Below are 22936 nucleotides of genomic sequence, written 5' to 3'. Positions count from 1 at the left end.
GGCGCGAGGAACCGGAGGTAGCGGTGTCGGACGAGAAGCCGGAACGATCGGGCAGGCGGGTACGCTTCCCGGGGATCAGCCCGCGCGCCTACGAGCACCCGGTGGACAGGGGAGCGCTCGGGGTGCTGCGGTCGGTACCGGGATTCGCCGAGGTGATCAGGACCGTATCGGGGTTCTTCGTCGAGCGTGGTGAGCGCATGATGGCGCTCTCGTCGATGATCCGCGTCGGGCCACAGCAGTACCCGGAGATCGACCGCATCCGCAACGAATGCGCGGACACGCTGGATCTCGAACGTGTCCCCAAGGTTTTCGTGGCACGGTCGCCCGATATGGCCGCATACACGTTGGGGCTCGACGAGCCGTTCATCGTGCTGACGACCGGCATGCTCGACAAGCTCGACAATGCGGGATTGCGGTTCGTCGTCGGGCACGAGATGGGGCATGTCCTCTCCGGGCACGCGGTGTACCGCACGATCCTGCACCGCCTGCTCAGCCTGCAGACGGCCGTGGGGTGGATGCCGGTGAGCGCGCTGGGACTGCGCGCGATCATCGCGGCGCTGTTCGAGTGGTACCGCAAGGCCGAGCTCTCCTGCGACCGGGCCGGGCTGTTGTGCGGCCAGGATCCGGAGGCCGCGTTGCGGGTGCACGTCATGCTGGCAGGCGGCCTCGATCCCGATGAGGTGGATATCCCCTCGTTCCTCGAGCAGGCGAGCGAGTACGAGGGCGTAGAGGACATCCGCGACAGCATCCACAAGCTCCGCAACGTCGAGCACCTGTCGCACCCGCTGGCCGTGGTGCGGGCCGCTCAGCTCCAGCAGTGGGCGAACTCGCCGGAGTACCGCGACATCCTGGCCGGTCACTACCCCCGCCGGGACGCCGACGAGGAACAGCCGGAATGGACCGACGACATGGCTGCCGCAGCCCGCTCCTACAAGGAGGCGTTCACCTCGTCGGCGGACCCGCTGTCGAAGGTTTTCACCGATGTCGGCAATGCCGTCTCCGGCGTGGCGGGCAAGGTGTGGGATCGCGTCGGCTCGCGGCGGCGTACCGGCGAGGAAGGCGATGCGCGCGACGAGGGGACCGGCGGCGGTTCGTGAGGATCCCGGTCCGTCGGATCACCGTTCGGCGGGTGGCCGGAACACCGCGAACGGGTCGGTGACCTGCATGCCGTGTTGCGCGAAGCGGAACAGCGCGGCTGGTCTGCCGCCCGTCCGGCCCGGTGCGACCGTGTCCCCGGTGGGAATCAGCGCGCCCCGGCGCGACAGCACGCGTTGCAGGTTCGTCGCCGAGACGCGGTAGCCGAGTGCCGCCGAGTACAGCTTGCGCAGCGCGGAGATGGTGAAGATGTCGGGGGCGAGGGCGAAGCCGATGTTGGTGTAGCTGAGTTTGGAACGGAGCCGGTCACGGGCTCGCAGCGTGATGGCACCGTGGTCGAATGCCATGCGTGGCAGGTCGGCGACCGGATGCCAGGTGGTGTCCTCCGGTACGGCCGGATCGACGTCGGAGGGTGCCAGGCCAAGGAAGGCTGTGCCGATCACGCGCGGACCGGGCACCCGGTCGGGAGCGCTGAAGACCGCCAGCTGCTCGACATGCCGTACGTTGCGCAGGTCGACCTTCTCCGCGAGCTGCCTCCGGATGGAGGTCTCGACGTCCTCGTCAGGGCGTAGCCTGCCACCCGGCAGTGACCACCGGCCGAGATGAGGTTCCAGCGCGCGGCGCCAGAGGAGAACCTGCAGGGTGTCCGACCGCACCTGTAGCACAACACACAGCACCTCGTGTGCCACCCGGGTGTCGGTGTTAAGATGGCTACGCACGTTTTCGATCCTAAGGCTAAAACTGAGCGTCGTAAAGCGGCCACGCTCGGCAGGCATGGGATCGCGCCGCACGAGGAGGGACGGCGATGACAGAGACACTGGTTCGCTCCGAAGGCGAAACCGCACCCTATACGGGAGTGGCCGCGGACGATGCCTGGTTCGACGAGGTGCGCAGGTTGGCGGCCCAGCGCGACGCCGTGTTGCTCGCGCACAACTACCAGATCCCCGAGATCCAGGAGGTCGCCGATCACGTCGGGGACTCGCTGGCGCTGTCGCGGATCGCCGCGGAGGCCGACGCGGCCACGATCGTCTTCTGCGGCGTGCACTTCATGGCGGAGACCGCGAAGATCCTCAGCCCGGACAAGACGGTGCTGATCCCGGACGCGCGTGCGGGGTGCTCGCTGGCTGACTCGATCACTGCGGAGGACCTGCGCGAGTGGAAGGCCGCGCATCCCGGGTCAGTCGTTGTGTCCTATGTGAACACGACGGCGGAGGTGAAGGCGGAGACGGATATCTGCTGCACCTCCTCGAATGCGGTGGATGTGGTCCGGTCGGTTCCGGAGGACCGGGAGGTGCTGTTCTGCCCGGATCAGTTCCTCGGCGCGCACGTCAAGCGCGAGACCGGCAGGCAGAACCTCCACATCTGGGCGGGGGAGTGCCACGTGCACGCTGGCATCAACGGGCAGGAACTCGCCGAGCGCTGCGCGGAGAACCCCGACGCCGAGCTGTTCATCCACCCGGAGTGCGGCTGCGCCACCTCGGCGCTCTATCTCGCGGGTGACGGCACCGTCCCTGAGGACCGGGTCAAGATCCTGTCCACAGGAGACATGGTCAAGCACGCGCGCCAGGCGAGCTCGGATTCCGTGCTGGTGGCCACCGAGGTGGGGATGCTCCACCAGTTGCGCAAGGCCGCTCCCGAGGTGGACTTCCGTGCCGTCAACGACAGGGCCTCCTGCCGCTACATGAAGATGATCACTCCTGCCGCGCTGCTGCGCGCGCTGCGACACGGTGTCGACGAGGTGGACGTGGCCGAGCGAACCGCCGAACGCGCCAGGGAGTCGGTGCGTCGCATGATCGCGATCGGGCAGCCGGGTGGCGGCGAATGAGTGTTCCGCCCACCCCGGTTAACGACGGGCAGTCGAAAACACCGCACGAAGCGGTGTGGGAAGCCGACGCCGACCTAGTGGTGATCGGTACCGGTGTGGCCGGGCTGAGCGCCGCGCTGCGGGCGCACGAACTCGGCCTGCGCACATTGGTGCTGACCAAGGCCACGGTGACCGACAGCAACACGCGCTGGGCGCAGGGAGGCCTGGCGGTCGTGCTCGGCGGCCGTGACGGCGACACCGGCGCTACGCCCGATTCGGTGGAGCGGCACGTGGCCGACACGGTGGCGGCCGGCGTCGGGCTGTGCGAGGCGAGCGCGGTGCGATCGGTGATCAGCGGGGGAGCGGCTGCGGTGGAACGGCTCCGCGCCAGGGGCGCGGTGTTCGATACCGCCAGCGGTGACCGGCACACCGGGTCCAGGTCTGCGCTGGCACGAACCCGCGAGGGCGGGCATTCGGCGTTCCGGGTGATCCATGCGGGCGGCGATGCCACCGGGGCCGAAGTGCAGCGGGCATTGGTCGAGGACGCCGCCCGAACCGGGGTTCCGGTGCTCGAACGGCACATCGCCGCCGATGCCATGCTCGACCAATCGGGCGCGATCGCAGGTGTGTGCGTGCTGGACCACCGCGGGCGTAGGGGCGTGGTGCGCGCGCAGGCCGCGCTGGTGGCCACCGGGGGGTTCGGGCAGCTCTACCTGGCCAGCTCCAATCCGGAGATCGCCACCGGAGATGGGCTCGCGCTGGCGATGCGCGCCGGGGCGGCGGCGGCCGACCTGGAGTTCGTGCAGTTCCACCCCACGGTGCTGTACACACCGGGGGCAACCGGCCGGTGCCCGCTGGTCACCGAAGCCGTTCGCGGTGAGGGCGGTGTGCTGGTGGACGTCACGGGCCACCGGGTCATGGCAAGGGCACACCCGCAGGCGGACCTGGCGCCGCGTGACGTGGTCTCCGCCACGATCACTCGGCACCTGGCCCGTGCTCCCGGTGGCGTGGACGACCACGTATTCCTCGACGCCACTGGTATCCGGGACTTCCCGCGCCGCTTCCCCACGGTGCACGCGGCGTGCCGCGCGGCAGGGGTGGACCCGGTGCGCGAGCCGATCCCGGTGGCCCCGGCTGCGCACTTCGCCTGCGGTGGGGTGGTGGCCACACCGCAGGGCCGGACCGAGGTTCCCGGGCTGTACGCCGCGGGGGAGGTGGCGCGCACCGGTATGCACGGCGCGAACCGGCTGGCTTCCAACAGCCTGCTCGAGGGCCTGGTCGTCGGGGAACGGGCGGCCGAGGCGGTGGCCGCCGATCGGGCGACCGCCCGGCGCGGCCACGCCGGTCCGGCCGTGCCGTCCCGAACGTCGCAGGCTTCGCTGCCTGAGGTGCCGGTCACCCGGATGGACCGGGCGGCCTTGCAACGCGCGATGAGCCGCTATGCCGCGATCGGGCGTGACGATGCGGGGTTGGACGCGCTGGCCGGGACCATCGAGTCGGCGCGCGTGCCCAGCGGGTGGCATAGCCACCGCGACGTGGAGGACGCCGCGCTGACGCTGGTGGCGCGGGCGCTGGTGGCAGCGGCCGTGGCCCGGACCGAGTCGCGCGGGTCGCACGTGCGCACCGACCGGGCCGGCCGCGACGACGCGCGATGGCGGTACAGCCAGTGCGTCCGCCTGACCCGGGAAGGTACTCCGGAAGTCACCGGCCCCGTTTCGGCTATCGGGGTCGCGGCATGACCGGTGGGGTAACCGGCCGCGACGGTGACACCGCGACGCTACTGCGCGGGTGCGGCCTGGATCCCCACGAGGTCGGGCGGCTGGTACGTACCGCGCTCGACGAGGACCTGCGTGACGGGCCCGATGCCACCACACGGGCGACGGTGCCCGCCGAGGCTACCGCCACCGCCCGGTTCGCCGCCCGCGCGAGCGGGGTGCTCGCCGGAGTGCCAGTGGCGCTGGCGGTGCTGGACGCCGTGCTGGGGGAGGACGTGCGGGTGCTCGCGCGGCACGACGAGGGTGGCTCGCTGGCGGCCGGGCAGGCCGCCCTTGTGGTGCGCGGACCCGTACGGGGCTTGCTCACCGCCGAGCGCACCGCGCTGAACCTGCTGTGCCACCTGTCCGGAATCGCCACGGCCACCGCGGCATGGGTGACTGCGGTGGCCGGTACGGGCTGCCGCATCCGGGACTCCCGCAAGACGCTTCCCGGGCTGCGCTCGTTACAGAAGTACGCGGTACGGGCCGGAGGTGGCTGCAACCACCGCATGAGTCTCGGCGACGCGGTGCTGATCAAGGACAACCACGTGCACGCCTCGGGCTCGGTCGGCGCGGCGCTGGCGGCGGCGAGGCGACGCGCTCCTGGGCTGGCCTGCGAGGTGGAAGTCGATAACCTCGACCAACTGGGCGAGGCCCTCGACGCCGGTGCCGACGAGGTACTGCTGGACAACTTCCCCGTCGAGGCGTGCGCGGAGGCGGTCCGGCGCAGGGACGCGATGTCGCCGGGAACCTGGCTGGAAGCCTCGGGAGGGCTCGGGCTGGACCGTGCCGGCGAGTATGCCGCCACCGGGGTGGACTACCTGGCGGTCGGGGCGCTCACCCACTCGGCTCCTGCGCTGGATCTGGGGATGGATCTGACGTGACCCCGGGCCTCGGTGCGACGCCATCGCCTGCCTGAGCGCCAAGTACGCGGTTGGCCAGCACTCCAGTGGCACGGCGGGAGCTGTGGGCGAGCTCGTCGTCGATGTCGACCAGCAGCATGCCGGGACCGGCGTCGAGGGAATCGTGGACCCGGCCGAACGGATCGGCGACCAGGGAATGGCCGATTCCGGTCGGGGCCTTGCCGGACACCTCGATGCCGCTGGCTGCGGGATCGGCCTGGCCGCAGCCGGCCACCCAGCAGCCCGAGTCGAGCGCGCGGGCGCGGACCAGTAGCTCCCACTGCTCCCGCTTGCCCTGGCCTGCCCCCCAGGAGGCCGGTACCGCGATCGCGGTGGCACCGCGGTCGGCCAGTGCCTGGAACAGCTCGGGAAAGCGCACGTCGTAGCAGGTGGCCAGGCCGAGGCGGATGCCTGCGACGTCCACGGTGAGCGGCTGCGCGCCGCGCGCCACGGTCCGCGATTCGAAGAACCCGAACGCGTCGTAGAGGTGGATTTTGTGATACGCGGTGTGCTGCCCCTGCCCGGTGACCAGCAGCGTGTTGTACACCCGGTCGGCCTCAGCCGGGGTGAACATGCCCGCGATCACCACCACCCCTGCCCGGTCGGCGATCGCGGCGACCTCGCTCGCCCATGGCCCGTCGAGCGGCTCGGCCAGCGCCGCCAGTCGGGTGCCGAACCGCGCCATGGTCGCTTCGGGAAACATCACGACCCGCGCGCCTTCGGCACGGGCCGCGGCCACCCCGGAGCGGACGTGGTCGAGGTTGACGGCGGGGTCGTCGCTGGCGGTGAACTGCCACAGTGCGATGCGGGGCATGCGCGGGCCTCCCGGTCGGTTGGATCTTTCTCCACATTAAGGTGGAGACATGCTCGAACGCACCGACCTACGCGGCTCGCTCCCGCCACTCGGGGAGCTGCGCGCGCGGCTGCCCCGCGCCGAGCTCAACGTGGACGACGCGTTGCACGCGGTGCGCCCGCTGGTCGCCGACGTGGCCAAGCGAGGGGTCGCCGCCGCCCTCGATTACACCGAGCGGTTCGACGGTGTCCGGCCGGAGGCGGTGCGCGTCCCGGCGGGCGAGCTCGACCGGGCGTTGGCCGCCCTCGCCGCTCCGGTGCGGGCGGCGCTGGAGGAATCCATCGCCAGAGCACGGCGGGTGCACGCGGATCAGCGTCCCGCCGACGTCACAACGGACGTGGTCGGCGGTGGCACCGTCACCGAGCGGTGGGTCCCCGTTGAGCGGGTCGGCCTCTACGCTCCCGGCGGGTTGGCGGCCTACCCCTCGAGCGTGGTGATGAACGCCGTGCCCGCCCAGGAGGCCGGGGTGGATTCGGTGGTGCTGTGCACCCCGCCACAGGCCGAGTTCGGCGGCCTGCCTCACCCGACCACGCTGGCGGCCGCGGCGTTGCTCGGCGTGGACGAGGTTTGGGCCGTCGGCGGGGCGCAGGCCGTTGCATTGCTGGCGCACGGCGGCACCGACACCTCGGGGGAGGTACTCGCCCCGGTGGACATGGTGACCGGTCCCGGAAACGTGTACGTCACCGCCGCCAAGCGGACCCTGCAAGGGGTCATCGGTATCGACTCGGAGGCGGGTACCACCGAGATCGCCGTGCTCGCCGACGACACCGCCGATCCCGGTTACGTGGCCACCGACCTGATCAGCCAGGCCGAGCACGACCCGGCTGCGGCGAGCGTGCTGGTCACGCCGTCGGAACAGCTCGCGGACGCGGTCGACGCGGAACTCGCCGAGCGGGTTCCCGCGACCCGGCACCACGAACGCATCGACGCGGCGTTGCGGGGCCCGCAGTCCGGCACGGTGCTGGTCAACGACCTCGCTGACGGCGTGCGGGTGGTCGACGCCTATGCCGCCGAGCACCTGGAGATCCATACCGAGGCGGCGCGCGAGATCGCCGGTCGCGTCCGCAACGCCGGGGCGATCTTCGTGGGGCCGTACGCCCCCGTTTCGCTGGGCGACTACTGCGCGGGTTCCAATCACGTGCTGCCGACCGGCGGTTCGGCCCGGCACTCCTCGGGCCTGTCGGTGGCCAGCTTCCTGCGCGGCATCCACGTGGTGGACTACAGCGCCGAGGCGCTGCGCGAGGTCGCCGACCACGTCGTCACCCTCGCCGAGGTGGAGGACCTCCCGGCGCACGGCGAAGCCGTGCGTGCGCGCTTCCCGCACCGTGGTGCCTGACCGGGCGTGGCGTCGGTGGCTACGGCCGGAACCAGCGGGGTGTTCCTCGACAGTGCGGGTTCGTCGCTGCCGCCCGGTCCGGTGCTGGAGGCCGTGACGGCCCACCTGCACCGGGAAGCCGAGATCGGCGGGTACCGCGCGGCCGAGGAACGGTCGGCCGACCTCGAGGCGTGCTACACCACGCTGGCCGGGTTACTCGGTTGCCAACCCGACGAGGTGGCGCTCACCGACAGCGCCACCCGGTCGTGGCTGGGCCTGCTCGATGCGGTCCCGTTCCGGCAGGGTGATCGGGTACTGGTCGGGGAGTCGGAGTACGCCGCCAACGCGGTCGCGCTGCTGCGGCTGGCCGAGCGCGCGGGGATCAGCGTGGACGTGGTGCCGTCCGACAGCGACGGGCAGTTCGACGTGACCGCGCTCGCCGAGCGGCTCGACGACCGGGTCGCGCTCGTCTCGGTGGTGCACGTGCCCACCTCCAGCGGGCTGGTCAACCCGGTTACCGAGATCACGGCTGCGGCGCACCGCGCGGGCGCGCTCGTGCTGCTCGATGCCTGCCAGTCCGTCGGCCAGCTACCGGTGCGGATGGACGAGCTGGGCGTGGACATGCTCTCGGGCACCGGGCGCAAGTGGCTGCGCGGCCCGCGGGGTACCGGTTTCCTCGCCGTGCGGCGCGCGGTGCTGGAACGGTTGCGGCCGCGGTTGGTCGACCACGCCGGCGCGCGGTGGGTGAGTCAGCGCCGCTACCGGCTGCGGGACGACGCCCGCGTGTTCGAGCTCTGGGAATCGGGGGTGGCCGAGCGTCTCGGCCTGCTGCGAGCGGCGCAGTACCTGCGCGGCCTCGGAGTGGACGCGGTCGCCCGCGCCGTGCGCGACCGCGGTGCCTACCTGCGGGAACGGCTGGCCGCACTGCCCGGCGTGCGGGTGCATGATCCCGGTGCGCGCCGCTGCGGCATCGTGACCTTCACCGTCGACGGCGTCGCGCCGGAACGGGTGCGGGATCGGTTGTGGCAGCGGGGTGTGGCGGTGACGGTCAGCACGGCGGCCTCGAGCCGGTTCGACCTGCCCCGTCGGGGACTCCAGGCGGTGGTCCGCGCGTCCCCGCACTACTTCGTCGGGTACGGGCAGCTCGACAGCGCGGTGCGCCGGGTGGCCGAGCTCACCGGCTAGCGGCGCCGTACGCTGGGGGACGTGCCGCCGGCCGGCTGGCGCGAGTGGTGGAGAGCGAGCTCGAGGACGGTGATGAGCGCAGACAGGGTCGACGGGGCGGATGCGGTGACGCTGGATGACCTGCCGCTGCGGGAGGACTTGCGCGGGCGCAGCCCTTACGGTGCCCCGCAGCTGGACGTCGCCGTCCGGTTGAACACCAACGAGAACCCGTTCCCACCACCGGAGGGTCTGGTGGCCGACGTCACGGCCGCGGCGGGACGGATCGCGGGCACGCTGCACCGCTACCCCGACAGGGACGCGGAGGCGCTGCGCGAGGACCTGGCTGGGTATCTCAGCGAGGCCACGGGTGTGGCGTTGAGCCTGCGGCAGATCTGGGCGGCGAACGGGTCGAACGAGATCCTGCAGCAGGTACTGCAGGCCTTCGGCGGGCCGGGACGCACGGCGCTGGGGTTCGTGCCGTCGTATTCGATGCACCCGATCATCGCGGCGGGCACCCGCACCGAGTGGGTGGCCGAGCCGCGTCGCGAGGATTTCACCCTGGACGTCGAGGCCGCCGTGGACGCGGTGACCCGCCTGAGCCCTGATGTGCTGTTCGTGACCAGCCCGAACAACCCCACCGGCTGCTCGGTACCGGTTGCCGGGCTGCGGGAGCTGCTGCGGGTCGCGCCGGGGATCGTGGTAGTCGATGAGGCGTACGCAGAGTTCTCCTCGCAACCGAGCAGCGTCGAGCTGCTCGACGAGTTCCCCACCAAGCTGATCGTGTCGCGGACCATGAGCAAGGCCTTCGCCTTCGCGGGCGGCAGGCTCGGCTACCTCGCGGCCGCTCCCGCGGTGGTTGACGCGCTGCAGCTGGTGCGGCTGCCGTACCACCTGTCGGTACTGACCCAGGCGGCCGCGCGTGCCGCGCTGGCACACCGTGCCGCCACGTTGGAGTCGGTGGCCACGCTCGCGGCCGAACGGGATCGCGTCAGCCGGTCACTGTCCGATATGGGATTCGACGTGGTACCGAGCGACGCCAACTTCGTGCTGTTCGGCCGCTTCACCGACGCCCATCGGGCGTGGTCGTCCTACGTCGACCACGGAGTGCTGATCAGGGACGTCGGGATCGCCGGGCACCTCCGCGTGACGATCGGCACCCCGGAAGAGAACGACGCCTTCCTCGCCGCGAGCACGGCCCTGGCGGGATCGGAGCATGCAGGGTGGAGCTGAACGTGACATCGGGTGCCCTAGATGGCACGGAGGCCACGTTCAGTTCCGGATGTAAAATCGGCACCCGGACGAAGGAGCGGACAGCGTGGGCCGTATCGGCAAGGTAGAGCGCAGCACCAGTGAGTCGCGGATCGAGGTCGAGCTCGACCTCGACGGAACGGGGGCGGTCGAGGTCGCCACCGGTGTGCCGTTCTACGACCACATGCTCACCTCCTTCGGCGTCCACGGCGCGCTCGACCTCCGGGTACACGCCGACGGCGACGTGCACGTCGACGCGCACCACACGGTGGAGGACACCGCGATCGTGCTCGGCGCGGCAATCCGCGAGGCGCTGGGCGACAAGCAAGGGATCCGGCGTTTCGGCGACGCCTGGGTGCCGATGGACGAGACGCTGGCCCACGCCGCGATCGATGTCTCGGGCAGGCCGTACTGCGTGCAGCTCGGGGAACCGGAGCGTTTCGAGGCCTTCACCATCGGGGGCAACTACCCGTTCGTGCTGACCAAGCACGTGTTCGAGTCGCTGTCCTACCACGCCGGGATCGCGCTGCACCTCCGCGTGCTGCACGGCAGGGATCCGCACCACATCGCGGAGGCACAGTACAAGGCCGTGGCACGGGCGCTGCGCGCAGCGACGGAGGCGGACCCGCGCATCGGGGGGATCCCGTCGACCAAGGGAGCGCTGTAGGTAGGCTCGACCGCCACATCGGACGAGGCTACGCACAGGGGTGAGGATCGCTGTCCCAGGAAGTGATGATCATCGTGTTGCTGGCGCTCGCTGGGTTCCTCGCCGGGGGCGTCTACAGCACGTGGAAGACGGCGAAAGGGCTGGCGATGCTGCTCGCTGTCGGGCTGGTGCTGGCGGTGGGCGGTGCTGCCGCCTGGTGGTTCTCGCTGTGACGGGGGCGCGGCGGTAGCAGCCGCGCGCTATCGTTCAGCGGCCGTCCTCGGCGGCCGGTGCCAGTCCCGATGCGCCGGGGCCGTGCGCGGCCATCGCATCACCGGCGTTGTGCAGCGCGCACGAGCGCAGCGAAAGGCAGCCACAGCCGATGCAGCCGGTGAGGTTGTCGCGTAGCCGTTGCAGCGCGTCGATGCGCGCGTCCAGCTCGGCGCGCCACTGCGTGGACAGGCGCGTCCAGTCGGCCTTGGTGGGAGCGCGGTCGTCGGGCAGCGTGTCCAGCGCGTTTCGGATCTCCTCGAGGCTCAGCCCAATCCGTTGCGCCGCCGGGATGAGGGCGCCCCGCCGCAGCGTCGATCGGGCGTAGCGGCGCTGGTTCCCCCCGGTGCGCTCCGCGGAGATCAACCCGCGCTGTTCGTAGAACCGCAACGCGGTGGTGGGAACGCCGCTACGCTCGGCGAGCTGCCCGATGGTGAGCCTGTCCGCCGTCGGTGACATGGCCGCTAGCCTACCCTTGACTTCACGTTAAGTCGAAGTCGCACGCTGTGTGTCATGGCTACGACGACCACACCGACCGGCCCGGCCGAGCTGTCCCGGCTCATGAGCCTGATGACCGGGGACGAGAAACACAGTGCCGCCGCGACGTCCACACTGGATGTGCTCTGGGTGCTCTACGATCGCGTGCTCGCGGTCTCGCCCGAGCGGATTGGCGATCCCGAGCGCGACCGGTTCTACCTGTCCAAAGGGCACGGCCCGATGGCCTACTACGCCGTGCTCGCGGCGAAAGGGTTCATCGATCCCGCCGAGCTCGCCGGGTGGACCTCGGCGGGATCGCGGCTCGGCTTCCATCCTGACCGGCAACGTGTGCCCGGCGTGGAGATCAGCAGCGGATCGCTCGGGCACGGGCTGGCTCTGGGGCTCGGAACCGCCCTTGGCCTGCGCGCGCAGCGGCGCACCCGTCCCGCGGTGGTGGTGCTGCTCGGCGACGGCGAACTCGAGGAAGGCTCCACCCACGAGGCGATCGCGCTGGCCGGACGGCTGGGGGTGGAGCAGCTGACCGCCGTGGTCATCGACAACGCTTCGTCGACCCACGGTTGGCCGGGCGGGATCGGGTGTCGATTCGAGGTCGAGGGCTGGGCCACCCGCACCGTGGACGGCCGGGACCACGACAAGCTGACCGAGGCGTTCACCGCGCCCCATGCGGGCAGTCCGCTCGCGGTGACGGCGCTGGTCCGGAAGGAGGGCGAGACGCCATGACGCAACCGGCATGGACCGAAACGGCTGGGGTGCCGTTCACCCCCACGGCGTCGTCGATGCGGGAGAGGTTCGTCGCGACCGTCTCCGAGGCGATGGATGGCGACGACCGGCTGGCTGTGGTGCTGGCGGCGATCAGCGTCGCGCAGTTCGCCCCGGCCCGCCGCCGCCACCCGGACCGGGTGATCGATGTGGGCATCCGGGAACAGGCGATGGTCGGAGTCGCGGGTGGGCTGGCGCTGGCGGGGATGCGTCCTGTGGTGCACACCTTCCCGCCCTTCCTCGTCGAACGAGCCTACGAACAGGTCAAGCTCGACCTGACCCACCAGGGCGTCGGGGCTGTGCTGGTGTCGAGCGGCGGGTCCTACGACATGGCGGCAGCGGGGCGTACGCATCAGTCGCACGCCGACGTCTCGCTCATCGACAGCATTCCCGGGTGGTCGGTACACGTGCCGGGACACCAGGAGAAGGTCCGCGCCCTGCTGCACGGTGCCCTCAGCGCCCTTGGCGACGACCGTTCGGTGTACATCCGACTGTCCGCGCGGGAGAACGCCTCGGCGCATCCGGCGGGCGAGACCACCGTGGTGCGGCGGGGCAGCAGGGGGGTGGTGCTGGCCGTGGGGCCGACGCTGGACGCGACACTGCGGGCCACGCGAGGGCTGGGAGTGACCGTGCTCTACACCGCCACCGTGCGCCCGTTCCCCGCAGCGCGGTTGCGCGCTGCGGTGGAGTCGGCGGAAGGGGCGGCGGTCGCGCTCGTCGAACCGTACCTGGCGGGAACGTCCGCCCACTGCGCAGGCGAGGCATTGCGGGACGTGCCGCACCGCCTGCTGACGCTGGGAACCCGCCGGGACGAGGAGGTGCGGTTGTATGGCACGCCCGAGGACCACGACGCGGCGCACGGGCTGGACGCCGAAGGGCTGGAGCGCTCCCTGACCCTGTTTTTCCGGCCCGGCTGAAGCCTCCCGGACGGGGTGTGGACAGGCCGCCGGCCGACCGGCGCCCCCGGCAGGTGAGCGGGTACAAAGGTTGGGTGTCGACCACCGACCACAGCACATCACCGCCGGTGAGCGGCTCGCCCTTGCGCAGCAGGCCGTTCCTGGCGTTACTCGTCGCCTCGGCCGGGATGTTCTTCGGGTTCTCCTTGCTGGTCGCGGTCGTGCCGCTATGGGTGGTCACGCGCGGCTCCGGGGAACTCGCCGCCGGCGCGGCGACCGGGGTGTTCATGGCGAGCACCGTGCTCGCACAGCTGGCGATGCCCGCACTGGTGCGCCGCTTCGGCTACCGGGCGACGGCGATCGCGGGCGCGGTGTTCCTCGGCGCGCCCGCCCCGCTGCTGATCGTGTCCACCGGTTGGGAACCGGTGTTGGCGATCTCCTTCGCGCGTGGGATCGGGTTCGGGTTCGTCACGGTGTGCGGCAGCGCGCTGATCGCCGAGCTGCTGCCGCGCGGCATGCTCGGTCGCGGTTCCGGGCTGTACGGCCTTGCCGTCGGCATCCCGCTGCTGGTCGGGTTGCCTGCCAGTACCTGGGTAGCGCAACACGCCGGGTTCGCCGTGGTGTTCCTCGCCGGTGCCACGCTGCCCCTGCTGGCGATCCTCCCACTCGCCTTGTTGCCCGCCACACCGGCCAGGCGCGAGCGACCCGCGGGTGGCGCCGCGGGTGCGGCACGTGCTGTCTGGCGGCCCTGGCTGGTGATGTTGTCCGGGTCGCTCGCGTTCGGCGCGCTGGTGACGTTCCTCCCGCTGGTGTTCGTCGAATCGGCCATGGTGGGTTCGCTGGCGCTGCTGCTGGTGGCGGCGACCGCGCTCGGCGGGCGATGGCTGGCTGGTATCTACAGCGACCGCGTGCTCGGCGCGGGCAGGCTACTGGTCGTCGGGCTCCTGGCCACTGTGGCCGGCCTCGCGGGGCTCGCCATCGGCGCGGCCGGTACGACGGCGGCGGCGATGGCGCTCGGCGTGACCTGCGTGGCGCTTTACGGTGCCGGGTTCGGTGCGATCCAGAACGAAGCCCTGGTGGTGATGTTCGGCAGGGTCTCGGCCGCGCGGGCCAGCGTGGCCTGGAACATCGCCTTCGACGCCGGGCAAGGGGCCGGGGCGGTGGCCGTTGGTGCGGTGGTCGCCGTTACCGGCTACCCGGTCGCGTTCGGCCTGCTCGCGGTGCTCGGGCTGCTCCTGCTGCCCGCGGCGTGGCCGCAACGGATGCGGCCAGTACGCTCGTAGGCGTGCCTCGTGTGGTGATTCTGGATTACGGCTCGGGAAACCTGCGTTCTGCGGAACGGGCGGTGCAGCGCGCCGGAGCAGAGGTGGAGGTCACGTCCGACCCTAAGGTCGCGGTCGACGCCGACGGGTTGGTGGTGCCCGGGGTGGGTGCGTTCTCCGCCTGCGCCGACGGGCTACGCCGTGTCGGTGGCCACAAGCTCATCGGCAAGCGGCTGGCCGGGGCGCGCCCGGTGCTGGGGATCTGCGTGGGCATGCAGATCCTGTTCGAGCGCGGCATCGAGCACGGCATCGAGAGCGAAGGCATCGCCGAATGGCCGGGCGTGGTGGACCGGCTCCAGGCGGACGTGCTGCCGCACATGGGATGGAACACGGTACGCCCGCCAGAAGGCTCGGCCTTGTTCGCGGGCCTGGATGCCGACACCCGCTTCTACTTCGTGCACTCCTACGCCGCGCGCGACTGGCAACTGGAATCCGGGCTGCCCGACAGGCAACCGCTGATCACGTGGGCACATCACGGCGAGGACTTCATCGCCGCCGTGGAGAACGGCCCGCTGTGCGCCACCCAGTTCCACCCGGAGAAGTCCGGCGACGCCGGGGCACAGCTGCTCCGCAACTGGCTCGCCACCTTGTAGCGGGGTGCGAGCCGAATGTCTCCTCGGGTACGTATGCGGTACCGAAGGAGTCCTTCGGCTCTCACCCCGCCGGTGCGGAGTCGCACCCACCCGTCGGGAGTGCCGGGGTGGGCTCTATAGGGTTGGGGCGTGACATTGACCTTGCTTCCCGCAGTGGATGTCGCCGATGGCCAGGCCGTGCGCCTGGTCAGGGGCGAAGCCGGCACCGAGACACGCTATGGTTCCCCGCTGGAGGCCGCGCTGGCCTGGCAGCGGGACGGAGCCGAGTGGATCCACCTCGTCGACTTGGACGCGGCGTTCGGGCGGGGCTCCAACAGCGAGTTGCTCGCCGAGGTGGTCGGAGCGCTGGACGTGCATGTCGAGCTCTCCGGTGGTATCCGGGACGACGCTTCGCTTGAGGCTGCGCTGGCCACCGGAGCCCGGAGGATCAACCTGGGCACCGCGGCGTTGGAAGACCCCGACTGGACCGCGAAGGTCATCGCGCGTCACGGGGACCGCGTCGCCATCGGCCTCGACGTGCGTATCTCGGAGGCCGGGCACCGGCTGTCCGCTCGCGGCTGGACCGCCGACGGCGGTGACCTGTGGGAGACCCTGGAGCGCCTTGACCTGGACGGGGCCGAGCGGTACGTGGTCACCGACGTGAGTAAAGACGGTACGTTGCACGGCCCCAACCTCGAACTGCTGCGGGAGGTCACCGCGCGCACCGACGCCGCGGTGATCGCCTCGGGCGGGGTGTCGACCGTGCAGGACCTCGTCGACCTGTCCCGGCTCGAACCCGACGGGGTGGAGGGCGCGATCGTGGGTAAGGCGCTCTACTCAGGGGCCTTCACGCTGCCCGAGGCGCTGGCCGCCGTCCGGTGACGGCCGGTCACGGGCCTTCCGCGTCGTCGCCGGTGCCCGCACCGTCAAGGCTGATCGCGATCCCGATCGTGCGCTGCTTGCCGCCGCGCAGCATGCTGCCGTAGACGCCGATCGTGCCGAGCAGCCCGTACTTCGCGCGGATCGCGGCGCGCACCTCATCGGATTCCCGCTCGTCGAGCAGGCGGGCGGTGCCTGCCACCGCCGAACCCCACGTCCGCGAGCCCCTGGCGTCGCAGGCGGTCACCTCGACCGGGCTACCCGCGCGGATGCGCTTGACCTTGCCGCTGTCGCGTGGCGTCCACACCAGCAACGCGCTCTCACCTATGGCGACCCAGACGGGAGTGGGCACCGCCCGACCGTCGCGGCGGAAGGTCGTCAGCCGCACGTACTTCTCGTTCCCGAGGCGCTCCAGCTCCGTCGACATGACCTCGAGCATAGTGGCCCCTTGCCTGCTACCGCCCTCGTCCGGCCGGTGGCGGGCGCGGGCCGTAAGCTGGGGAGCATGTCGGTGGCCGTCAGGGTGATCCCGTGCCTGGATGTCGACGCCGGTCGTGTCGTGAAAGGCGTCAACTTCACGAACCTGCGTGATGCGGGCGATCCGGTGGAGCTCGCGCGCGCCTACGACGCCGAGGGCGCCGACGAGCTGACCTTCCTCGACGTCACAGCGTCCTCCGGGGACAGGGAGACCACCTACGACGTGGTGCGGCGCACCGCCGAGCAGGTCTTCATCCCGCTGACGGTGGGCGGCGGTGTACGTGCTGCCGAAGACGTCGATCGGTTGCTGCGCGCCGGGGCGGACAAGGTCAGCATCAACACTGCCGCGATCGCCCGCCCCGAGCTGCTGCGTGAGGCATCCCGGCGGTTCGGTGCGCAGTGCGTCGTGCTGTCGGTGGACGCCAGGCGGGTGACCGGCGACGTCGAGCCGACGGAGTCCGGCTTCGAGGTCACCACCCACGGCGGCAGGCGGGGAACCGGTATCGACGCGGTGGCCTGGGCCGCGCGTGGCGAGGAACTCGGGGTGGGGGAGATCCTGCTGAACTCCATGGACGCCGATGGCACCAAGGAAGGCTTCGACCTCGAGCTGATCCGGGCAGTGCGGGCGGCGGTGACCGTGCCGGTGATCGCCAGCGGCGGTGCGGGCACGATCGAGCACTTCCCACCCGCGGTGCACGCCGGCGCCGATGCGGTGCTCGCCGCGAGCGTGTTCCACTTCGGTGAGCTGAAGATCGCCGACGTCAAGGAGGCCATGCGGGCGCAGGGGATCGAGGTTCGATGAGCACGGCGCTGGATCCGGACATCGCGAGCAGGCTCAAGCGCACCGCGGACGGGTTGGTGGCCGCGGTCGCGGTCGATCACGCTACGTCCGCCGTGCTCATGATGGCCTGGATGGACGACGAGGCGCTGCGGCAGACGTTGGCGACGCGGCGCGCCACCTACTACTCGCGGAGCAGGCAGCGGCACTGGGTCAAGGGTGAGAGCTCAGGGCACACTCAGCTGGTGCGCGAGGTGCGCCTCGATTGCGACGGGGACACCGTGCTGCTGCGGGTCGACCAGACCGGCCCGGCCTGCCACACGGGGACGGGGACGTGCTTCGACGGGGCCGACCGGCTGCTGCTTGCCGACGATCGCCGGTGACGGGCGGCCGTTCACCGTGCCGAACACCCGGTGGCCAGGCCGGATGTCGCTCCGGGCACAATGGCGCGCATGGTGCATTCCGGCAGCGTCGGCCTCGGCTCGGTGAGCCCCGGCAGGCAGGAGTTCCGCGCCCTGGCGCGTGAGCGCCGGGTGATTCCCGTGGCGCGCACGCTGCTGGCGGACGCAGAGACGCCGATCGCGCTCTACCGCAAACTCGCCAAGGACCGTCCCGGCACGTTCCTGTTCGAGTCCGCCGAGAACGGCCAGTCGTGGTCACGGTGGTCGTTCATCGGGGTGCGTAGCCCCGCGGCGCTGACCGTGCGTGATGGTCAGGCGCGGTGGCTGGGTACGCCGCCGGTGGGGTTGCCGTCCGGGGGTGATCCGCTGGACGCGCTGCGGGAGACGGTCAGGACGCTGCACAGCGAGCCGTTGCCGGACATGCCGCCGCTGACCGGGGGCATGGTCGGCTACATCGGCTACGACGCGGTCCGCTGGCTGGAGCGGCTGCCTGAGCAGGCCGTCAACGACCTGCGCATCCCTGAGCTGATCATGCTGCTGGCGACCGACCTGGCCGCCTACGACCACCACGAAGGCACCGTGACGCTAATCGCCAACGCGGTGAACTGGGACGACTCTCCGAAGCGCGTGGACGCCGCCTACGATGACTCGGTTCGCAGGCTCGACGAGATGTCCCGGGCGCTGGGTGCCGCGGCACCGCCGAGCGTGTCCACCTTCGACAGGCCGTCGCCGCAGTTCCGGCGGCGCAGGACCCCGGAGGAGTACCACGCCGCGGTGCGGGGGGCGGTCGAGGCGATTCACGCCGGAGAAGCGTTTCAGATTGTGCCATCGCAACGTTTCGAGATGGCTACTGGTGCCGACGCGCTGGATGTCTACCGGGTACTGCGCACCTCCAATCCCAGCCCGTACATGTACCTGCTGCGGTTGGACGGCTTCGACAGCGACGGTGAGCACGTGACGTTCGATATCGTGGGATCGAGCCCGGAGTCGCTGGTGACCGTGCGCGACGGCCGGGCGACGACGCACCCGATCGCGGGCACCCGCTGGCGGGCCGAGGATCCGGACGAGGACGCGCTGCTCGCCAAGGACCTGCTTGCCGACGACAAGGAACGCGCCGAGCACCTGATGCTGGTCGATCTGGGGCGCAACGACCTGGGCCGGGTGTGCAAGCCGGGTACGGTTCACGTCGTCGAGTCGTTCGCGATCGAGCGGTACAGCCACGTCATGCACATCGTGTCCACCGTGACGGGCGAACTCGCCGAGGACGCCACGGCGTTCGACGCGATCGCCGCGTGCTTTCCCGCGGGTACGCTGACCGGCGCTCCGAAGGTGCGCGCTATGGAGCTGATCGAGCAGCTCGAGCCGAGCAGGCGTGGCCTGTACGGCGGCGTGGTCGGCTATTTCGACTTCGCGGGCGACGCCGACACCGCGATCGCGATCCGCACCGCGCTGATGCGTGACGGCGTGGCCTACGTGCAGGCGGGTGGTGGCGTGGTGGCCGACTCGGAGCCCGAGTACGAGGACAACGAGTCGCTGAACAAGGCGCGCACGGTTCTTGCCGCCGTCGCCGCCGCGGAGACCATGAGCCCTCCGGAACAGGCGGCGGACCCAGCGGCTACCGGGGCCGAGCGGGTCGTCGCCGACCCGGTCGGCGGGGGCGGCGGTGGCTGAACGCGCGACGGGCGGTGACGGGCACCGCAGGTTTCGCGTCCGGCTACTGTGGTTGGTCCTCATAGGATTGTTGCTGGGTGCGGCCGCGCTCTGGCTGTCGTCGCGGATGCGGTGGAGTGCCGAGCCCGTCGCGCACGGGCTGGCGGGCACAGTGGAGCAGCCCGAAACAGGGGCCGAGGCCGTGCCTGCGCTGGTGCCGCTGGCCGTGCTGGTGCTCGCCGGTATCGCGGGAATGTTGGCCACCCGTGGCTGGGGGCGCCGCGTGCTGTGTGGCGTCGTCGGGCTGGCGGGCACCGGTGGTGCCGCGCTCGCGGTGACGGGCGCGCTCGACGGCCCGCAGCCCGCGCACGGCGTCGCGTTGCTCGGCGGGCTCCTGGTGCTGTGCGCGGCCACGGTCGGTGCGGTCGCCGCGGCGACCATGCCAGCCATGGGAGTGCGGTATACCCGCGGTGCGCAGGCCGAGCACGGACAGCGCGCGACCGGTTACGGCGACACCGAGCTCTGGGACGCGCTCTCCGCGGGCGACGATCCCACTACCGATCGGTAGCCCGCACGCTGGAGACCCCAGCGGGCCGTGCCGGTGGCGAGCGGGTTAGCATCCTTAAGGCGGGAAGGACAGTTCTTGTGGGTATCGGCAGTGGTGCAAGCGGCAGTGAAGCTGATACGAAGTTCGGGGTCGTCACGGTACGGCTGGTGCCGTACGGCGCGCGACCCTGGCGTGGATGAGGTGCCGTGAGCGTACTGGATGACATCGTTGCCGCCGTGCGGCAGGACCTCGCCGAGCGCGAGGCGTCACTGCCGTTCGACGAGCTCAAGCAGAAGGCGGCGAACGCGGGCGAGCCGAAGGATGCCCTCGCGGCGCTGCGAGAGCCGGGCGTCGGCGTCGTCGCCGAGGTCAAGCGCAGCAGCCCTTCCAAGGGAGAGCTGGCGCCGATCACGGATCCCGCCGCGCTGGCGGCGGACTACGCCGACGCGGGGGCTCGGGTGATCAGCGTGCTCACCGAACCACACCGGTTCGGTGGTTCGCTGGCGGACCTGGACGCGGTGCGTGGCGCGGTCGATGTGCCATTGCTGCGTAAGGACTTCATCATCAGCCCGTACCAGGTCCACGAGGCGCGGCTGCACGGCGCCGACATGGTGCTGCTGATCGTGGCCGCGCTCGAGCAGAACGCGCTCACCGCGCTGCTGGACAGGGTCGAGTCGCTCGGCATGACCGCACTGGTCGAGGTCCACAACGCCGAGGAGGCCGACCGGGCGCTCGAGGCGGGTGCCACGGTCCTCGGGATCAACGCCCGCAACCTGCACACGCTGGAGGTTGACCGGGACGTCTTCGGCAGGTTGGCTCCCGGCCTGCCGGGTGAGGTCGTCAAGATCGCCGAGTCCGGTGTGCGAGGGCCGCGGGATCTGATGACCTATGCAGGGCACGGTGCCGACGCGGTCCTGGTTGGCGAGGGGCTGGTGACCGCGGAGGACCCGAAGGGCGCGTTGGTGCAGCTGGTCACGGCCGGATCGCACCCGGCATGCCCGAGGCCGAGCCGGTGAGCCAGGCGCACGATCCGAGCCACGGTCGGTTCGGGCCGTACGGTGGCCGGTTCCTGCCGGAGGCGTTGATCGGCGCGCTGGACGAGCTCGCCGCCGAGTACGACAAGGCTCGCCAGGATCCGGAATTCGGTGCCGAGCTGCACCGGTTGCTCACCAGCTATGCCGGGCGGCCGTCGGTGTTGACCGAGGCCGCCCGCTTCGGCGAGCACGCCGGTGGGGCACGGGTGTTCCTCAAGCGCGAAGACCTCAACCACACCGGCTCGCACAAGATCAACAACGTGCTCGGTCAGGCGCTGCTGACCAAGCGCATGGGTAAGACACGGGTTATTGCCGAGACCGGCGCAGGCCAGCACGGCGTCGCCACGGCGACCGCGTGCGCGCTGCTCGACCTCGACTGCGTCATCTACATGGGCGCGGTGGACACCGAGCGGCAGGCGCTCAACGTGGCCCGCATGCGGCTCCTCGGTGCCGAGGTGATTCCGGTGGACACCGGTTCACGCACGCTCAAGGACGCGATCAACGAGGCGCTGCGTGACTGGGTCACCAACGTCGACACCACCCACTACCTGCTCGGCACCGTCGCGGGAGGTCACCCGTTCCCGCTGATGGTGCGCAACTTCCACGCGGTGATCGGCGAGGAGGCCCGGCAACAGGTGCGCGAGGTCGCAGGCAGGTTGCCGGACGTGGTCACCGCCTGCGTCGGTGGCGGATCGAACGCGATCGGCATCTTCCACGCCTTCCGCGACGATCCCGACGTGCGGTTGGTCGGTGTGGAGGCAGGCGGCCACGGTATCGATTCCGGGCAGCACGGTGCCACGCTGACCTCCGGATCGCCGGGCATGCTGCACGGTGCGCTGTCGTACCTGCTGCAGGACGCCGACGGGCAGACCATCGAGGCGTACTCGATCTCTGCCGGTCTGGACTACCCGGGAGTGGGGCCGGAACACGCGTGGTTGAAGGACTCCGGGCGCGCCGAGTACCGCTACGCCACCGACGCCGAGGCGATGGACGCGTTCCAGCTGCTCGCGCGCAGCGAGGGCATCATCCCCGCGATCGAGTCGGCACACGCGCTGGCCGGTGCGCTGCGGCTCGGCCGGGAACTGGGACCGGAGGCGGTGATCCTGGTCAACCTCTCCGGGCGCGGTGACAAGGACATGGACACCGCCGCCCGGTACTTCGGTTACGTCGCCGAGCGTGACGGGCAGCGGGAGGAGCGCTCATGAGCGGGTTGGACGCGGTGTTCGCCGCGGCACGCGCCGAGCGACGCGGCACCCTCATCGGCTACCTCCCCGCGGGCTTTCCCACGGTCTCCCGCTCGATCGAGCTGCTCGGCGCGATGATCGATGGGGGAGTGGACCTGGTCGAGGTGGGCGTGCCCTACTCGGATCCGGTCATGGACGGGCCGACGATCCAGGCCGCCGCCAACGAGGCGCTGCACGCCGGGTTCCGGCTTCGCGACACGTTCCGGGTGGTGGAGGCCATCGCCTCCCGCGGCGGTCACGCGGTGGTGATGACCTACTGGAATCCGGTGCACCGCTACGGCGTCGACGCCTTTGCGGCGGATCTCGCCGCGGCGGGCGGGCACGGGCTGATTACGCCCGACCTCATCCCCGACGAGGCCGGAGACTGGCTCGCCGCGTCGGAAGCGCACGGCCTGAGCCGGACGTTCCTGATCGCGCCGTCGTCGTCGCGCGAACGCATCGCACGCGCCGCAGGCGCCAGCACCGGCTTCCTCTACGCCACCGCCGTGATGGGCGTGACCGGGGCGCGGGAGCGCGTCGGATCCGGAGCCGCCGAGCTGGTCGGGCGGGCACGAGAGGTCACCGACCTGCCCGTCGGGGTGGGACTCGGGGTGCGTTCCGGACAGCAGGCCGCGGAGGTGGCTTCGTTCGCCGACGCGGTGATCGTGGGGTCCGCCTTCGTCACCGCCGCCCGGACCGGACCCGCCGCCGCCGGTGAACTCGCCGCCGAACTCGCGGGCGGCGTCCGCGACGGTGGCGGGTGAGCCGAAGGACTCCCTCGGTACATATCCGATACCCGAGGACCCCTTCGGCTCGCACCCGACCCCTGGCCGCGGCGGGCCCCGGCTG

The 22936-nt window shown here is 71.1% G+C and carries 25 protein-coding genes; 21 read left to right on the top strand and 4 right to left on the bottom strand.

The genetic code is table 11. The features are described from left to right. Nucleotides 1-23 precede the first annotated feature (23 nt). On the top strand, nucleotides 24-1097 hold the full coding sequence (locus F8178_RS09515) for a M48 family metallopeptidase (RefSeq protein ID WP_317494351.1): 1074 nt from the start codon (nucleotides 24-26) through the stop codon (nucleotides 1095-1097). An 18-nt stretch (nucleotides 1098-1115) separates the two neighbouring features. Here the strand turns inward: F8178_RS09515 and F8178_RS09510 are convergent, their stop codons facing one another. Continuing rightward, complete coding sequence (locus F8178_RS09510) at nucleotides 1116-1751, bottom strand: NUDIX domain-containing protein (RefSeq protein ID WP_317494576.1); 636 nt, start codon at nucleotides 1749-1751, stop codon at nucleotides 1116-1118. Nucleotides 1752-1900: 149 nt separating this feature from the next. Here F8178_RS09510 and nadA point away from each other — a divergent pair, with 149 nt between their 5' ends. From nadA to nadC, 3 genes are read left to right on the top strand one after another with little or no spacing between them, the layout of a single operon-like run. Then, complete coding sequence (nadA, locus tag F8178_RS09505; RefSeq protein WP_317494350.1) at nucleotides 1901-2920, top strand: quinolinate synthase NadA; 1020 nt, start codon at nucleotides 1901-1903, stop codon at nucleotides 2918-2920. Further along, a complete protein-coding gene (gene nadB / locus F8178_RS09500) occupies nucleotides 2917-4638 on the top strand; it encodes an L-aspartate oxidase (protein ID WP_317494349.1) in 1722 nt (573 codons plus the stop codon). Before nadA ends, nadB begins: the two co-directional genes overlap by 4 nt. Beyond that, a complete protein-coding gene (gene nadC / locus F8178_RS09495) occupies nucleotides 4635-5537 on the top strand; it encodes a carboxylating nicotinate-nucleotide diphosphorylase (protein WP_317494348.1) in 903 nt (300 codons plus the stop codon). The genes nadB and nadC overlap by 4 nt, the downstream gene beginning before the upstream one ends. On the opposite strand, the gene F8178_RS09490 is transcribed toward nadC, so the two are convergent. Continuing rightward, entirely contained in the window at nucleotides 5491-6369 is an 879-nt protein-coding gene (locus F8178_RS09490) for a carbon-nitrogen hydrolase family protein (RefSeq protein WP_317494347.1), read from the bottom strand. The two genes, nadC and F8178_RS09490, sit on opposite strands and share 47 nt — an antisense overlap. A gap of 49 nt (nucleotides 6370-6418) precedes the next feature. Between F8178_RS09490 and hisD the strand changes: the two genes are divergently transcribed. The 5 genes from hisD (at nucleotide 6419) to F8178_RS09465 (ending at nucleotide 11014) form a co-directional block, all read left to right on the top strand. Further along, nucleotides 6419-7744, top strand: a complete 1326-nt coding sequence (hisD, locus tag F8178_RS09485) for a histidinol dehydrogenase (protein ID WP_317494346.1) — start codon at nucleotides 6419-6421, stop codon at nucleotides 7742-7744. Between the two features lie 15 nt (nucleotides 7745-7759). Continuing rightward, nucleotides 7760-8908: an aminotransferase class V-fold PLP-dependent enzyme gene (locus tag F8178_RS09480; protein ID WP_317494345.1), complete on the top strand. Its 1149-nt coding sequence runs from the start codon at nucleotides 7760-7762 to the stop codon at nucleotides 8906-8908. Between the two features lie 72 nt (nucleotides 8909-8980). Continuing rightward, nucleotides 8981-10117 carry a histidinol-phosphate transaminase gene (locus F8178_RS09475; protein ID WP_317494344.1) on the top strand — a complete coding sequence of 379 codons (1137 nt, stop codon included), beginning with the start codon at nucleotides 8981-8983 and terminating at the stop codon, nucleotides 10115-10117. A gap of 85 nt (nucleotides 10118-10202) precedes the next feature. After that, nucleotides 10203-10802 carry an imidazoleglycerol-phosphate dehydratase HisB gene (hisB, locus tag F8178_RS09470; RefSeq protein WP_317494343.1) on the top strand — a complete coding sequence of 200 codons (600 nt, stop codon included), beginning with the start codon at nucleotides 10203-10205 and terminating at the stop codon, nucleotides 10800-10802. 65 nt (nucleotides 10803-10867) lie between these two features. Further along, complete coding sequence (locus F8178_RS09465; protein ID WP_317494342.1) at nucleotides 10868-11014, top strand: hypothetical protein; 147 nt, start codon at nucleotides 10868-10870, stop codon at nucleotides 11012-11014. A 34-nt stretch (nucleotides 11015-11048) separates the two neighbouring features. On the opposite strand, the gene soxR is transcribed toward F8178_RS09465, so the two are convergent. Further along, complete coding sequence (gene soxR / locus F8178_RS09460) at nucleotides 11049-11510, bottom strand: redox-sensitive transcriptional activator SoxR (RefSeq protein ID WP_317494341.1); 462 nt, start codon at nucleotides 11508-11510, stop codon at nucleotides 11049-11051. Nucleotides 11511-11564: 54 nt separating this feature from the next. Between soxR and F8178_RS09455 the strand changes: the two genes are divergently transcribed. The 5 genes from F8178_RS09455 (at nucleotide 11565) to priA (ending at nucleotide 15980) form a co-directional block, all read left to right on the top strand. Next, the gene (locus F8178_RS09455; protein WP_317494340.1) at nucleotides 11565-12269 is read left to right on the top strand and encodes a transketolase; all 705 of its coding nucleotides are present in this window, start codon (nucleotides 11565-11567) and stop codon (nucleotides 12267-12269) included. Next, nucleotides 12266-13225: a transketolase gene (locus tag F8178_RS09450; protein ID WP_317494339.1), complete on the top strand. Its 960-nt coding sequence runs from the start codon at nucleotides 12266-12268 to the stop codon at nucleotides 13223-13225. The genes F8178_RS09455 and F8178_RS09450 overlap by 4 nt, the downstream gene beginning before the upstream one ends. Nucleotides 13226-13299: 74 nt before the next feature. Beyond that, nucleotides 13300-14487, top strand: coding sequence for an MFS transporter (locus tag F8178_RS09445; protein WP_317494338.1), 1188 nt, complete (start codon nucleotides 13300-13302; stop codon nucleotides 14485-14487). Nucleotides 14488-14498: 11 nt separating this feature from the next. Next, the gene (gene hisH / locus F8178_RS09440) at nucleotides 14499-15119 is read left to right on the top strand and encodes an imidazole glycerol phosphate synthase subunit HisH (RefSeq protein WP_317494575.1); all 621 of its coding nucleotides are present in this window, start codon (nucleotides 14499-14501) and stop codon (nucleotides 15117-15119) included. A 129-nt stretch (nucleotides 15120-15248) separates the two neighbouring features. Further along, on the top strand, nucleotides 15249-15980 hold the full coding sequence (gene priA / locus F8178_RS09435) for a bifunctional 1-(5-phosphoribosyl)-5-((5-phosphoribosylamino)methylideneamino)imidazole-4-carboxamide isomerase/phosphoribosylanthranilate isomerase PriA (protein ID WP_317494337.1): 732 nt from the start codon (nucleotides 15249-15251) through the stop codon (nucleotides 15978-15980). A 7-nt stretch (nucleotides 15981-15987) separates the two neighbouring features. Here priA and F8178_RS09430 read toward each other — a convergent pair whose 3' ends face one another. Beyond that, nucleotides 15988-16404, bottom strand: coding sequence for a PPOX class F420-dependent oxidoreductase (locus F8178_RS09430; protein WP_317494336.1), 417 nt, complete (start codon nucleotides 16402-16404; stop codon nucleotides 15988-15990). 78 nt (nucleotides 16405-16482) lie between these two features. Here F8178_RS09430 and hisF point away from each other — a divergent pair, with 78 nt between their 5' ends. The 7 genes from hisF (at nucleotide 16483) to trpA (ending at nucleotide 22851) form a co-directional block, all read left to right on the top strand. Continuing rightward, complete coding sequence (gene hisF / locus F8178_RS09425; RefSeq protein ID WP_317494335.1) at nucleotides 16483-17256, top strand: imidazole glycerol phosphate synthase subunit HisF; 774 nt, start codon at nucleotides 16483-16485, stop codon at nucleotides 17254-17256. Continuing rightward, nucleotides 17253-17615 carry a phosphoribosyl-AMP cyclohydrolase gene (gene hisI / locus F8178_RS09420; protein ID WP_317494334.1) on the top strand — a complete coding sequence of 121 codons (363 nt, stop codon included), beginning with the start codon at nucleotides 17253-17255 and terminating at the stop codon, nucleotides 17613-17615. The genes hisF and hisI overlap by 4 nt, the downstream gene beginning before the upstream one ends. A 60-nt stretch (nucleotides 17616-17675) precedes the next feature. Continuing rightward, nucleotides 17676-19304, top strand: a complete 1629-nt coding sequence (locus F8178_RS09415; RefSeq protein ID WP_317494574.1) for an anthranilate synthase component I — start codon at nucleotides 17676-17678, stop codon at nucleotides 19302-19304. Further along, a complete protein-coding gene (locus F8178_RS09410) occupies nucleotides 19297-19851 on the top strand; it encodes a Trp biosynthesis-associated membrane protein (protein ID WP_317494333.1) in 555 nt (184 codons plus the stop codon). The genes F8178_RS09415 and F8178_RS09410 overlap by 8 nt, the downstream gene beginning before the upstream one ends. A 185-nt stretch (nucleotides 19852-20036) precedes the next feature. Beyond that, nucleotides 20037-20846 carry an indole-3-glycerol phosphate synthase TrpC gene (trpC, locus tag F8178_RS09405; RefSeq protein ID WP_317494332.1) on the top strand — a complete coding sequence of 270 codons (810 nt, stop codon included), beginning with the start codon at nucleotides 20037-20039 and terminating at the stop codon, nucleotides 20844-20846. Beyond that, nucleotides 20825-22069 carry a tryptophan synthase subunit beta gene (gene trpB, locus F8178_RS09400; protein WP_317494331.1) on the top strand — a complete coding sequence of 415 codons (1245 nt, stop codon included), beginning with the start codon at nucleotides 20825-20827 and terminating at the stop codon, nucleotides 22067-22069. Before trpC ends, trpB begins: the two co-directional genes overlap by 22 nt. After that, complete coding sequence (gene trpA, locus F8178_RS09395; protein WP_317494330.1) at nucleotides 22066-22851, top strand: tryptophan synthase subunit alpha; 786 nt, start codon at nucleotides 22066-22068, stop codon at nucleotides 22849-22851. The genes trpB and trpA overlap by 4 nt, the downstream gene beginning before the upstream one ends. Nucleotides 22852-22936 lie beyond the last annotated feature (85 nt).

This window comes from Haloechinothrix sp. LS1_15, assembly GCF_033042135.1.
In the GTDB taxonomy this organism is placed as follows: domain Bacteria; phylum Actinomycetota; class Actinomycetes; order Mycobacteriales; family Pseudonocardiaceae; genus Haloechinothrix.
This window is presented reverse-complemented; position numbering and strand designations above follow the sequence as displayed.